The 12,708-nt window shown below is 39.3% G+C and carries 14 protein-coding genes; 8 read left to right on the top strand and 6 right to left on the bottom strand.

The features are described from left to right. Window positions 1-19 precede the first annotated feature (19 nt). Both JM81_RS15555 and JM81_RS15550 read left to right on the top strand, forming a co-directional pair. Window positions 20-775, top strand: a complete 756-nt coding sequence (locus JM81_RS15555; protein WP_261375086.1) for a class I SAM-dependent methyltransferase — start codon at window positions 20-22, stop codon at window positions 773-775. Between the two features lie 42 nt (window positions 776-817). After that, window positions 818-1,732 (top strand): hypothetical protein, encoded by a 915-nt coding sequence (locus tag JM81_RS15550; protein ID WP_144804736.1) that lies wholly within the window; start codon window positions 818-820, stop codon window positions 1,730-1,732. A gap of 43 nt (window positions 1,733-1,775) precedes the next feature. On the opposite strand, the gene JM81_RS15545 is transcribed toward JM81_RS15550, so the two are convergent. Further along, window positions 1,776-2,408 carry a 7-carboxy-7-deazaguanine synthase QueE gene (locus JM81_RS15545; protein WP_089259493.1) on the bottom strand — a complete coding sequence of 211 codons (633 nt, stop codon included), beginning with the start codon at window positions 2,406-2,408 and terminating at the stop codon, window positions 1,776-1,778. A gap of 171 nt (window positions 2,409-2,579) precedes the next feature. Here JM81_RS15545 and JM81_RS15540 point away from each other — a divergent pair, with 171 nt between their 5' ends. The 5 genes from JM81_RS15540 (at window position 2,580) to JM81_RS15520 (ending at window position 6,289) form a co-directional block, all read left to right on the top strand. Then, on the top strand, window positions 2,580-4,085 hold the full coding sequence (locus tag JM81_RS15540; protein ID WP_144804734.1) for a helicase HerA-like domain-containing protein: 1,506 nt from the start codon (window positions 2,580-2,582) through the stop codon (window positions 4,083-4,085). A 5-nt stretch (window positions 4,086-4,090) separates the two neighbouring features. Then, complete coding sequence (locus JM81_RS15535) at window positions 4,091-4,645, top strand: hypothetical protein (protein WP_089259491.1); 555 nt, start codon at window positions 4,091-4,093, stop codon at window positions 4,643-4,645. A gap of 66 nt (window positions 4,646-4,711) precedes the next feature. Continuing rightward, window positions 4,712-5,551 carry an alpha/beta fold hydrolase gene (locus tag JM81_RS15530; protein WP_144804732.1) on the top strand — a complete coding sequence of 280 codons (840 nt, stop codon included), beginning with the start codon at window positions 4,712-4,714 and terminating at the stop codon, window positions 5,549-5,551. A 58-nt stretch (window positions 5,552-5,609) separates the two neighbouring features. Continuing rightward, window positions 5,610-5,861 carry a Rho termination factor N-terminal domain-containing protein gene (locus tag JM81_RS15525; protein WP_089259489.1) on the top strand — a complete coding sequence of 84 codons (252 nt, stop codon included), beginning with the start codon at window positions 5,610-5,612 and terminating at the stop codon, window positions 5,859-5,861. 2 nt (window positions 5,862-5,863) lie between these two features. Then, window positions 5,864-6,289, top strand: coding sequence for a VOC family protein (locus JM81_RS15520; RefSeq protein WP_144804731.1), 426 nt, complete (start codon window positions 5,864-5,866; stop codon window positions 6,287-6,289). 80 nt (window positions 6,290-6,369) lie between these two features. On the opposite strand, the gene JM81_RS15515 is transcribed toward JM81_RS15520, so the two are convergent. Further along, entirely contained in the window at window positions 6,370-7,341 is a 972-nt protein-coding gene (locus tag JM81_RS15515; protein ID WP_144804729.1) for an aldo/keto reductase, read from the bottom strand. Window positions 7,342-7,380: 39 nt separating this feature from the next. Further along, window positions 7,381-9,111, bottom strand: coding sequence for a hypothetical protein (locus JM81_RS15510; protein WP_144804727.1), 1,731 nt, complete (start codon window positions 9,109-9,111; stop codon window positions 7,381-7,383). A 290-nt stretch (window positions 9,112-9,401) separates the two neighbouring features. On the opposite strand from JM81_RS15510, the gene JM81_RS18470 reads away from it, so the two are divergent. After that, window positions 9,402-9,548 carry a hypothetical protein gene (locus JM81_RS18470; protein ID WP_179213129.1) on the top strand — a complete coding sequence of 49 codons (147 nt, stop codon included), beginning with the start codon at window positions 9,402-9,404 and terminating at the stop codon, window positions 9,546-9,548. 88 nt (window positions 9,549-9,636) lie between these two features. Here the strand turns inward: JM81_RS18470 and JM81_RS15505 are convergent, their stop codons facing one another. The 3 genes from JM81_RS15505 to JM81_RS15495 all read right to left on the bottom strand — a co-directional run bounded on the left by JM81_RS15505 (window position 9,637) and on the right by JM81_RS15495 (window position 12,662). Further along, entirely contained in the window at window positions 9,637-10,521 is an 885-nt protein-coding gene (locus JM81_RS15505; protein WP_089259484.1) for a bifunctional 5,10-methylenetetrahydrofolate dehydrogenase/5,10-methenyltetrahydrofolate cyclohydrolase, read from the bottom strand. A gap of 31 nt (window positions 10,522-10,552) precedes the next feature. After that, a complete protein-coding gene (ffh, locus tag JM81_RS15500; protein WP_089259483.1) occupies window positions 10,553-11,890 on the bottom strand; it encodes a signal recognition particle protein in 1,338 nt (445 codons plus the stop codon). 256 nt (window positions 11,891-12,146) lie between these two features. Then, window positions 12,147-12,662: a hypothetical protein gene (locus JM81_RS15495; protein WP_261375085.1), complete on the bottom strand. Its 516-nt coding sequence runs from the start codon at window positions 12,660-12,662 to the stop codon at window positions 12,147-12,149. Between the last annotated feature and the right edge of the window lie 46 nt (window positions 12,663-12,708).

The following is a 12,708-nucleotide window of genomic DNA, read 5'->3' as shown; positions in this document are numbered from 1 at the left end:
CTTCAAAACTAGGAAAGTAGTGCCAAAAAGCGAGACTTTTGCATCTAGAAATACTATAATTTTGAACAAGGATATTTTAGGTACGGCGCTCTTAGATTACCAACACGGCAATTACAATGAAGATATTATTACATATTCCTCCCTTGAAGAAGAAGATGTTCTGCCCCTACCTTATATGTTCAGAAGTTTTAAAGAAATGCCCAAAATTGAGCAAAAGGCCTTAAACTTATGCAAAGGCAAGGTTTTGGATGTTGGTTGTGGTGCGGGTAGCCATAGTTTGCATCTACAAGAAAAAAAACTAAACGTTATAGGCCTGGACGCTTCAGAAGGCGCTATAAAAGTCTGTGCATCCAGAGGGCTTAAAAATACGGTTCATACTGATTTGCTATCCTATCAAGGACACAAGTTTGATACTATTTTAATTTTAATGAACGGTGTAGGTATCGCAGGAACATTAAAAGGCTTATCGCCATTTTTTCATAAACTGACTACCCTCTTAGATGATGGCGGACAAATTCTATTGGATTCCAGCGATATCATCTATATGTTCGAGAATGATGAAGATGGTGGCTATTGGATTCCGGATACTACGGATTATTATGGCGAGGTAAATTTTATCATGCGCTACAAAAAGGAAAAAAGTGAACCTTTTCCGTGGTTATACGTAGATTATAACACCCTGCAACGTGCGGCAAATTTCAATAATTTACATTGTGAACTCGTAATGGAGGGCGAACATTACGACTATTTGGCAAGATTGACACCAATGCAATAATAGGCGCCTTATTTTTTCGTTATGCTACTAGATATTCATATTATGAGCACATTCAAGAATTCAATCCTGCTTTTTGTTTTAGCCTTTGCGGTATCATGCTCAAAAAGTAGTACGACAACAGAGGAGGAAACACCGACCCCTTCAGTGAACAAAGAGGCTAATCTTTTGGCTACGGGAGACTCTGCCAACGACATACTCTCTAACAGCACTTATGATAAATTATTAATAGAAATTGGCTATGTAGAAGGTTTTAGACCAACTGCTACGGCTATGACCCAGTTCACAGATTATTTGCGCGAATATACTTTTAAGGAAGATATAGAGATTATTTATAACGAATTACCAAGTCCTGTTGAAGATGAGCTGACCTTGCAGGAAATAGTAGAGTTGGAAACCAAGAACAGAACCGCTTTTAATACGGGCAGTACCTTGGCAATTTATATTTATTTTGCCGATTCCCCTGCGGAAGGTGATGACTTGGAGGGCGGACTTGTAACGTTGGGAGCGGTGTACCGGAACACTTCCATGATCATTCATGAAATTACGGTAAGAAAATTAGCTGCCAGAAGCTCTTCCATAAATAATGAGGATGTAGAGACCGCTACGTTGAACCATGAATTTGGGCATCTTTTCGGTTTGGTAAATTTAGGTACGGATATGGTCAATGATCATGAGTCCGAATCCGAGAATGAGGATGGAGAATTAGTGGGCGATAAACATTGCAATCAAGATGGATGTTTAATGCGAGCAGAATTACAATTTGGCAGTAATTCGGTTTTAGGGAAATCCCGAAAAATGTCGGCTAAAACAGTTTATGAGGATGGTGTAACATCTGGCTGCATATTGTCTGGCGAAAGCGTTCTGCGTATGTTGGAAAAACAAACTGCAAAAGGTGTTGCAAGTGTAGCCCTTGATCCTGAATGTATTTTGGATATTAGGGCCAATGGTGGTCGTTGATACCACCTATTACATTCAAAAAATTAGATTAAACCGGAGTACGTTACGGAATATTTAAATATTTGTGGGTTTGTAGGGATACCTTCCATTTTGGGTTCTTCATGACATAATCCACGATCATTGGCACAACTTTATCCCTTACGCTCCATTCTGGTTGCAGGTATAGAATACAATCCGCATTGGTTTTGGCGGCTTGCTCCTCTGCAAAGATTAAGTCATGTTTGTTATAGACAATGACTTTTAGTTCATGGGCCTTGTCATATATAACACCTTCCGGAAGTTTGTTCTTTTTGGGTGAAAGACAGATCCAGTCCCAATTACCGGTCAAGGTATAGGCTCCAGATGTTTCAATATGGGTTTTAAGTCCTTTATTTTTGAGAGCCGTGGTCAACGGTTCCATATTCCACATCAACGGTTCACCACCGGTAACCACAATAGTATCTGAATATGTGGCTGCATTGGCAACAATATGCTCAATATCCGTAGGTGGATGCGTTTCTGCGTTCCAACTTTCCTTTACATCGCACCAATGGCATCCAACATCACATCCTCCGACCCTAATGAAATAGGCGGCCGTTCCCTTGTAAAAACCTTCTCCCTGTATGGTATAAAATTCTTCCATTAAGGGTAAATACACGCCTTTGTTCACTTTCTCAAGTACCTCCACATTTTTCATCTGGCAAAGATACGGTATAGTTACTAAAATTCTCAACGGTTTATACCGTACAAATGCATTGCATTCTAACTAGAAACCAACCGCTTTCTGTTGAAAACTAAGTAGTATTAAGGCAGTCCTTATCTTTTGGATTGCTTAAAAATCCACTATTTTTATCGAAAATTAAATAAAATGGCCGGTACCGAAGATTTTTTTGAACATATTAAAAAAGGTTATACCACCAAAGGCGATTATATTGTAATGGGAGCCGCTATGCAGAATGGAGAGGCCGTTACGGATGCTTTGGTGAAAATTCCGTTAAAAACATTGAACAGACATGGCCTTATAGCAGGTGCCACCGGTACTGGAAAAACCAAAACGTTACAAGTACTTGCAGAAAACCTTTCACAAAAAGGAATTCCGGTCATGTTAATGGATTTAAAAGGAGATTTAAGTGGATTGGCACAACCTAGTCCGGGACATCCCAAAATAGATGAGCGCCATGCCAAAATAGGCATTCCTTTTGAGGCAAATAGTTTCCCGGTAGAAATCCTATCATTATCAGAGCAGGATGGTGTAAAACTTAGGGCTACCGTTTCAGAGTTTGGACCGGTACTATTATCGCGTATCCTTGACCTTTCTGAAACGCAAGAAGGTATTGTGGCAGTGGTATTTAAATACTGCGACGATCAAAAAATGCCCTTGCTAGACCTTAAGGATTTTAAAAAAGTCCTACAATATGCAACAGGGGCCGGTAAGGCAGAATTTACCAAGGAATATGGAAGAATCTCGACCAGCTCTACCGGGGCCATTTTAAGAAAGATCATAGAATTGGAACAACAGGGAGCAGAACTGTTTTTTGGGGAGAAATCCTTTGATGTAATGGATTTGACCCGTGTAGATGAAAAAGGCCAAGGCTATATAAACATCTTACGCCTAACGGATATACAGGATAGGCCTAAATTGTTCTCCACGTTTATGCTAAGCTTATTGGCGGAAATCTATTCCACCTTTCCAGAGCAGGGGGATAGTGACCAACCGGAACTGATTTTGTTCATAGATGAGGCGCACCTTATATTCAAGGAAGCCTCAAAAGCGTTATTGGACCAAATAGAAAGTATAGTAAAGCTCATACGTTCAAAAGGAATTGGACTATATTTTGTTACCCAAAACCCAACGGATGTTCCTAATGATGTATTGGCACAGCTAGGCCTTAAGGTTCAGCATGCGCTAAGGGCGTTTACGGCCAGGGATAGGAAAGCCATAAAAATGACGGCGGAAAATTATCCGGAATCCGAATATTACGACACCAAAGAAGTGCTTACTTCCTTAGGAATTGGCGAGGCGTTGATTTCGGCACTGGACGAAAAAGGGAGACCAACCCCTCTTGCCGCTACCCTATTGCGAGCACCCATGAGCCGCATGGATGTGTTGACGGATAAGGAATTGGCCCATGTTATCGATAAATCGTCCTTGGTCAACAAATACAATGAAATAATTGACCGTGAGAGCGCCTATGAAATCCTGAACGAAAAAATAGACGAGGCGGAAAAATTGGCCGAAAAAGAAAAAAACAAACCTAAACCAAGAAGAACATCCACAAGACAAAGTTCCAGACAAAATCCTATCATAAAAGTATTGACAAGTGCAACTTTTATTAGGGGCGTACTTGGAGTGTTAAAAAAAGTGATGCGTTAGCAATTATGAGATCATTACATATTTTATTCTTTTTAGCAGGCAGTTTTTTGCTCTTTAACTGTCAGGATGAACAATCTAAAGATTTTCAAATTTCAGGAGATCAGGTAGGCCTGCTCTCCAAACAAAGTTTAGCAAGGGATATAGAATTGATTTTTGAAAAGGACTCTGTAGTTAAGGATACCGTAAAGCTAAATTTTGGCAACGGGGCCAGTAAAATAAAAATTTATGAAAGAGGGGGCCCGCTGTTACTCACCCTTACCCCAAATACCGATAGTATTGCGACCATACAAAATGTTCAAATTAATGATGAAAGGTACGTAACCGAGAAAGGGATTTCCAAATTAAGCACCTTTAAGGATATAAAGGAGGAATACGCTATTAAGAAAATTATCACCTCACTTAATAATGTGGTGGTATTATTAAAGGACAGTGATCTTTATTTTACGATAGATAAAAAAGAACTACCGGAAAGTTTACGGTATAATGCCAATAGCAATATAGAAGAAGTACAAATACCGGATAACGCAAAAATAAAGTACATGATGATCGGTTGGGACTAATTTACCTTTTCAGCATGTCCTAAAACCCATTTCCCCAATTTCCATCAATTTATAAAATAACAACAGGTGCCCGTTCTATTTAAAAAACTTATTCCAAAACTCTACGGTCTCTACTTTAATCTCTTGGTATGGTTTGTTCCAAAAAAAGTGGCCCAACAGGCATTTACCGTATTTGCAACAGTAAGAAAAGGCCGTGTACTTCCCAAACAGCAAGCTTTTTTGGATAAAGCTAAATTAGATGTGCTATCCATCAATGAACACAACATACAGGTATATCATTGGTCTGGCAAAAATGAAACCGTTCTTTTGGTACATGGTTGGGAAAGCAATAGTTGGCGATGGCATAAATTGATTGAAAAACTACAGGCAGAAAATTATAACATTATTGCATTTGACGCCCCTGCGCACGGGTATTCATCAGGCACCATTTTACATGTACCCCTTTATGCAGCCACTTTAAAGGAGATGTTGTCCGTTTATACCCCTAAAGTGCTCATAGGCCATTCTATGGGCGGCATGACCATATTATATAATGAGGCCAACAACCCAAATGACAATGTTGAAAAAATGGTTACCATTGGTTCGCCATCAGAACTCCATGAAATTCTCGATCACTATAAAAAACTATTAGGGCTAAGCACAAAGGTCACCAAAACCCTGGAAGGGTATATCAATGACCAATTTGGATTTACCCCAGAAGATTTTTCTAGTCCAAAATTTGTAAAACGAAATACCAAAAAAGGATTGGTCTTTCATGATAGACTAGATGAAATAGCGCCCTACCATGCTTCTGTTGCCGTTCATAAACATTGGAACGGCAGTGAACTGTATAGTACGGAAGGCTTTGGACATTCTATGCATCAAGATGAGGTCAACGATAAAATTATATCCTTTTTAGCAGAGTAATTTCTAATTGTATACAGCACGTTCACAGACCATTAATTATTTATTTTTAAAATAAAAAATGGCAAAATCAAATAATATTCCCCAAATTAAAAATGAAGAGCAGTACGAGGCATTAGTAGAAAAAGGCTATAGCAAACAAAAAGCAGCTAGAATAGCCAATACTGAAAATGCGGGCAAAAAGGGTGGTAGTGCATCTACTTATGAAGACAGAACAAAAGACGAGCTTTACGAACAAGCCAAAAAAATTGGTATTGAAGGACGTTCAAAAATGAACAAAAAAGAATTAATTTCAGCATTAAGAAATAACTAACTATGCAAAACATTACACCATTTCATATTGCGATACCCGTACACAACCTAGCGGAATGCAGAACTTTTTACCGAGAAATATTGAATTGCGAAGAAGGCCGTAGTAGTGACCATTGGGTAGATTTCAATTTATTCGGACATCAATTGGTGATACACTACAAGCCTAAATCTGAAACCGAAACCGTACACCACAACCCCGTTGACGGTCATGATGTACCCGTACCGCATTACGGAGTAGTTTTACCTTGGGATACTTTTCAGCGCTTTTCGGAAGAGCTAAAATCCAAAGGTGTACAATTCGTCATTGAGCCTTATGTGCGTTTTGCAGGTAAAGTAGGCGAACAGGCTACCATGTTTTTTTATGACCCTGCCGGAAATGCTTTAGAGTTCAAAGCTTTTAAAGATATGGGGCAATTATTTGCCAAATAACTAGAGCCAAGAATAAGAAACACCCCTATTGATTAAAATTAAAGGGGGTGTTTTTAATTGCCATGAATTATTTATGGTCCCTACTGAGACCAAGAAGTGGGTACTCTGTCCCAACGATGCTTTTTCAATTCTTCATATAGTTCTTTTGGCAAACCTTTTCCATCACTTGTCGCAGTATTCGCTAAGACATTACGTTGTTTACGCATACCGGGTATGGTAGTACCCACATTATCATTCATCAATATAAAACGAAGCGCCATTTCAGCCATGGTCATTCCCTCAGGAATTAATGGTCGTAAAGCATCGGCATGCTCTACTGAAGAAATTAAATTTTCTGGCACAAAATAGGTACCGCGCCAGTCACCTTCCGGAAAAGTTGTTTCTTTTGTAATGTTCCCTGTCAATGTTCCTTCATCAAAAGGCACACGGGCTATTGTAGCGATATCCAATTCCTTACAAAGCGGAAAAAGAACATCCACTGGTGCTTGGTCAAATATATTATAGATGACCTGAACGGCATCCAACAATCCTGTTTTTAAAGCTTTAATTCCATTTTCCGGCTCCCAACGGTTCATACTTATACCCATTGCCGCTACTTTACCAGAAGTCTTTAAATCTTCTATAGCGCGTTGCCATTCTTCCCTATCGCTCCAAACATCGTCCCAAGTATGAAACTGCATTAAGTCTATTTGCTCCAAGTTCAAATTCCTCAACGTTTTATGGGTGTATTCCATAATATGCTCGGTAGGATAAGAATCGTCAAAATCATATTCAGGTTTTGCTGGCCATTGAAAGTTCTTAGGTGGAATTTTACTGGCCGTATAGATTTTTTTTGAGGGATGTCTCTTAACCAATTCTCCCAGTAATTCTTCACTATGTCCTTCACCATAGCCCCATGCCGTATCAAAAAAATTGACCCCTTTTTCAACTGCCAAATCCAATGATTTAGCCGATTGTTCATCATCACTGGCCGTCCAACCTGCCATGCCCCACATTCCATATCCAACTTCACTTACTTGCCAATCTGTTCTTCCGAATCTTCTATATTTCATTGTGCACTTTTATTACTGTTAAAATTTAAATAAACTATATTATTCATACCTCCAACTCGTTAAATCGGCATCTTTAGGAGCACTTTTTTCAATACGCTCCATGATCTTTGGTACGTACATACTATTGTAACGAAGTCTGGAAATGGCATTAGGCTGTTCCGGGTCTCCGTTCCAACAATGTTCCGCTCGGTCGCCATATAGCACTTCTCCTTCATAATATGGATCCGTGGTACTTTCCAGAAAGTCTTCCATAAGATATACGGCATTGTTCAAATAATAATTATCCATATCCCCGCAGTAGATATGAATCTTACCTTTTAAATTATCCCCTAGTTTACCCCAATCTCGTTGCAAGATATGCCTAAGATCATAATTCTCCTTCCAGTATTCCGCTACTTCATGGTCTATATCTCCGGTCATCTTATCCCAAATCCTTACCGGGTATCCATCATCTCCTTGGGGAGAATATGTAGCTTCCCATATATCCCATTGTTGTCCCGACCTAGATTTGTCCCCCAATACCAGTTCCAAATGATTTCCTTGGCGCAGGGTAGATTGTATTTGCCCTAAATAGTTACGATGGGCAGGCACTTCCAGTTGTTTGTGCCTACTTGGATAATAATAGGCATTTTTATCCTCATAGATATTGGTTAACGTATAGGCCCTAAAATCTATGGGATCAGGACAAGCCGCAAAACATCCGTTATATTCTTCCGGGTATCTTACCTGTACCGCCAATGCTTCCCAACCACCGGTAGAACCGCCGTATAAAAAACGAGACCAGCCCTCGCCTATTCCCCTAAACTGTTTTTCAATTTCAGGAATTAGCTCATAGGTAATAGCGTCACCGTAAGGACCTTGACTAGCAGAATTTACGGCATAAGAATCGTCATAATACGGTGTTGGATGTTGAATTTCTATAATTATGAAACGAGGGAAATCGGGCGCGTTCCATCGCTTGTAAAAATCATAAGCCTCTTGTTGTTGAATTATATTATATCCTTCCAAATTAAACCGTTCTGAATATTCAGGTGTAAGGTTGGGGTCTGGAGGGGTGGTCCTGAAACCTCCAAAATCCGAGGGAAAGTGACCATGGAAGACCATTAACGGATACTTGGCTTCAGGATGCTCAGCAAAACCCTTGGGAAGCAAAACATGTGCACCAAGATAAATATCACGGCCCCAAAAGGCAGACAATTTTTCTGATTTAACCTTTATATGTCTTATCCACTTAGTATCTGTTTGCTCCTCTATGGGCGGAATAACTTGATCCAAGGTAACCGATACGTTTTCAAAACCATTGGTTGCCACCCTTACCTTAAACGGTTTACTATATAAATTGCCCGGAGACCTTTGCCATTGTTGGCCTTCGCCATTATCCATTGGAAGTTTCACGGTATGTCCACTAGAAAGGTTAAAAGTTTCATAGACATGTAATAGTGCTTGTACATTATATTCCCCTGGTGGTACATCCTTTAAACTTTCATAGGGATAGCCAAAAACACTGGCATCAAATGAAATGGGTGTGCCCGGTTCCCAATCATTGACATTAACACCAAATATGAGTTGCGTATTTAATCCGTCATTAATCTGAAAACGAGGCTCATCACTATCGTCTGTAGATAACATAAGTAGCAACCTACCGTCTTTTTTTGATGCACTTACCGTTTCATCTAAGGTTACGTTGATATTATAAATGGGCTTTACCACCTTTTCACAACTAGTGAAAACAATATTTAGCAGTATTATAGCAATTACAAATTTTTTCATGACGGCTCTCTGGATTGGTTTCTTAAAGATAATACCTAGACCCCAATCATGTTCATATCAAAAAGATTTTTTGTGCTACTTAAACTTAACCGGGAAAACATATTAAAAAAGTGTTTTAGGTTCATAATAATTTACCGTCCTAAGGTTTATTTAAAAATGCTCTCTTACTCTCAACCTAGAAATTTCTTAAATAACGGTTTACCATATACCGAATTACCATACCATATCCATAAATTGAACGTTATGTATTTATGTGCGATTATACCGCTATAACCATAAATACCCCTACTATGAAAAAAATTTTATTTGCCATTATGGTCATAAGTATCATTTCCTTAATTGGCAGTTGCGACTATGACGACAGCAATGATATTGATTATATCATTCCCAATGACAGTACGGCAACCAACAGCATACAAAAAAATAGCGCTATATAATATCTTTCTATTATTCTAATAACCTAAGAATAAACGGGGTATAAAAAAACCCAACTTAACGTGTTGGGTTTTCATAGGATTAGTATGATCAGTCTCTACTTCTATGCCTTTCCCTTGCCAATAATGTATTCTTTAACAACATTGCAATGGTCATTGGGCCTACCCCACCCGGAACCGGAGTTATAAACGATGCCTTTTTACTCACATTTTCAAAATCCACATCGCCTGTTATGTAATATCCTTTTTCCTTGGTTTCATCAGGCACACGGGTAATACCTACGTCAATGACCACGGCATCATCCTTTACCATCTCAGCTTTTAAAAATTTAGGAACACCCAATGCAGAAATTACGATATCTGCCTGTGATATAATTTGGGTGATGTTTTTTGTATGGCTATGGGTTAGCGTTACGGTTGAGTTGCCCGGCCAGCCCTTTCTACCCATTAAAATACTCATTGGCCTACCCACTATATGGCTACGCCCAATGACCACGGTATGTTTACCTTTGGTATCTACCTTATAACGCTCCAGTAATTCCAAAATTCCAAATGGGGTAGCCGGTATGAAGGTACTCATATCCAGCGCCATTTTACCAAAGTTGGTGGGGTGAAAACCATCTACATCCTTATCTGGGTGTACGGCCAATATCACCTTTTGGGTATCTATTTGTTCCGGTAATGGCAACTGTACGATAAATCCATCAATATTATCATCTTCGTTCAGCTCCTTGATTTTTCTCAACAACTCCTGTTCAGAGGTTGTACTGGGCATTTGAATTAGGGTAGATTCAAAACCTACACGCTCGCAAGAACGCACCTTACTGCCTACATAGGTTAAACTGGCACCATCACTACCCACAATTATTGCTGCCAAATGAGGGACTTTTTCTCCTCTTTCCTTCATTTTGGCAACCTCTGCCTTTATTTCCTCCTTAATTTGATTGGATACTTTTTTACCATCCAATAATTCCATATCCACTTATTTTAGTTGTCCTATTCGTTTGTTATCTCATTCCTTTCATGGCACCCATCATCTGCATCATCTTTTTACCGCCGCCACCTTGCATCATTTTCATCATCTTGCTCATTTGATCAAATTGCTTTAGCAGCTGGTTGATTTCCTGAACTTCCCTACCGGCACCTTTGGCAATTCGCTTTTTCCTGCTTGCATTCAGTTTTGATGGATTTGATCGTTCGTCCGGTGTCATGGAGTAGATAATGGCCTCAATATGCTTAAAGGCATCATCATCGATATCCAAACCTTTTAAGGCTTTGCCAGCTCCGGGAATCATTCCCATAAGATCCTTCATGTTACCCATTTTCTTGATTTGCTGAATTTGGCTCAGGAAATCGTCAAAACCGAATTTATTTTTTGCAATTTTCTTTTGAATCTTTCTGGCCTCTTCCTCATCAAATTGCTCCTGTGCCCTTTCAACAAGTGATATTACATCACCCATTCCCAAGATACGGTCTGCCATACGCGATGGGTAGAATATATCTATGGCTTCCATTTTCTCTCCCGTACCAATAAATTTGATCGGCTTATCCACTACGGATTTAATGGAAATTGCGGCACCGCCACGGGTATCACCATCTAGTTTTGTTAGGATAACACCATCAAAATTAAGGATATCGTTAAAAGCTTTTGCTGTATTTACCGCATCTTGCCCTGTCATGGAATCTACGACGAACAAGGTTTCCTGGGGCTGTATGGCTTTATGGATATTGGATATTTCCTCCATCATCTTATCATCTACCGCCAGACGACCTGCGGTATCTATGATGACTACATTGTGGCCATCTTGCTTCGCCTTGGCAATACCTGCCTGCGCAATAGCGACCGGATCGGTATTGTCACGATCGGAATAAACGGGCACACCTATTTGTTCCCCTACAACATGTAATTGGTCTATTGCCGCAGGACGATAAACATCACAGGCTACCAATAACGGGTTCTTGGATTTTTTTGTCTTTAAAAAATTGGCCAGTTTACCAGAAAATGTGGTCTTACCCGACCCTTGTAGACCGGACATTAAGATGACCGATGGCTTGCCTGATAAATTTATTCCCTCAGATTCGCCCCCCATTAATTGGGTAAGCTCATCCTTAACGATCTTCACCATTAACTGCCCAGGCTGCAAGGTGGTAAGTACATCCTGCCCTAAAGCCTTTTCCTTTACCCTGTTGGTAAATTCTTTGGCAATCTTAAAGTTGACATCTGCATCCAATAAGGCACGGCGTACTTCCTTGGTGGTCTCCGCAACATTGATTTCCGTAATCTGACCATGTCCTTTTAGTACATGTAAGGCTTTATCTAGCTTATCGCTTAAATTATCGAACATTCTTTTCTATTTAAAGGGGCTACAAATTTAACAAAGTCCCTGCTAATTTCGCAGCAAGTGTACCAAAATCTACAAAACAAAAGAGCATCTATATAAAATAGATGCTCTAACATTGCTTGTGGGGCAAAAAAGGAATTACATTTTCACATATTCCCTAGCAAAAAACCTCCATCAATACCGTCAACGAGGCCCAACTCTTTACTGTTGACGGTATATTTTTGGATGTTTTACTTTTATTTGGATTCGACTTTAATACTTATTCTTTTTCAAAAACAAGAATGTCTATACTACCATCTCCTCCACTAATATGTTTTAATTCGATTCTTGTGTCAGTATACGAAACAATCTCCCAATCTTCTGATAGTTCCTCTAATTTTGAGGAAGACGAAAAGAAAATATTAAAATCGACATCATCACTTGAATCATCGTCATCACTAGAACTGTCATCGCTAGAGCTATCATCGTTACTCTCATCTTCATTACTACTAGAATCTGAAGTGATTGACCAACTACCAGTTATTTGCTGGTCTTCCTTATCAGCATTCAAAACTCCATCTGTATTAAAAGTGAACGAATACCCAGAAAAATTACTGGTTTGATCAACTTGGTCTTCTTCAAAACGTGCTACCAACCAAGATCCAGAAGTGGCTGTTGCTTTAATTTCAGCCAAGCCCATTTTACTGTTTTCAATACTGTCATCTGAAGATTCACAGGAAAAAAACAGAATTGCTAAAAAAAGGTAAAGGATAGATTTTACATGTTCTAGTTTCATAATTCTCGTTTAGGGTTATTTATTAAAACTAAAGCCGTTAGAAATA

The sequence above is a fragment of the Maribacter sp. MAR_2009_72 genome, from assembly GCF_007827235.1.
In the GTDB taxonomy this organism is placed as follows: domain Bacteria; phylum Bacteroidota; class Bacteroidia; order Flavobacteriales; family Flavobacteriaceae; genus Maribacter; species Maribacter sedimenticola.
Note: the sequence above shows the minus strand (reverse complement) of the source record. Positions and strands in the feature narration are given on the sequence as shown.

Bases quoted from the DNA above. Each gene is read 5' to 3' on its own strand.
- JM81_RS15520 (WP_144804731.1), top strand. From the start codon at position 5,864: ATGCAAAACATTACACCATTTCATATTGCGATACCCGTACACAACCTA.
- JM81_RS15515 (WP_144804729.1), bottom strand. From the start codon at position 7,341: ATGAAATATAGAAGATTCGGAAGAACAGATTGGCAAGTAAGTGAAGTT.
- JM81_RS15545 (WP_089259493.1), bottom strand. From the start codon at position 2,408: ATGAAAAATGTGGAGGTACTTGAGAAAGTGAACAAAGGCGTGTATTTA.
- ffh (WP_089259483.1), bottom strand. From the start codon at position 11,890: ATGTTCGATAATTTAAGCGATAAGCTAGATAAAGCCTTACATGTACTA.
- JM81_RS15525 (WP_089259489.1), top strand. From the start codon at position 5,610: ATGGCAAAATCAAATAATATTCCCCAAATTAAAAATGAAGAGCAGTAC.
- JM81_RS15510 (WP_144804727.1), bottom strand. From the start codon at position 9,111: ATGAAAAAATTTGTAATTGCTATAATACTGCTAAATATTGTTTTCACT.
- JM81_RS15535 (WP_089259491.1), top strand. From the start codon at position 4,091: ATGAGATCATTACATATTTTATTCTTTTTAGCAGGCAGTTTTTTGCTC.
- JM81_RS18470 (WP_179213129.1), top strand. From the start codon at position 9,402: ATGAAAAAAATTTTATTTGCCATTATGGTCATAAGTATCATTTCCTTA.
- JM81_RS15550 (WP_144804736.1), top strand. From the start codon at position 818: ATGAGCACATTCAAGAATTCAATCCTGCTTTTTGTTTTAGCCTTTGCG.
- JM81_RS15505 (WP_089259484.1), bottom strand. From the start codon at position 10,521: ATGGAATTATTGGATGGTAAAAAAGTATCCAATCAAATTAAGGAGGAA.
- JM81_RS15495 (WP_261375085.1), bottom strand. From the start codon at position 12,662: ATGAAACTAGAACATGTAAAATCTATCCTTTACCTTTTTTTAGCAATT.
- JM81_RS15540 (WP_144804734.1), top strand. From the start codon at position 2,580: ATGGCCGGTACCGAAGATTTTTTTGAACATATTAAAAAAGGTTATACC.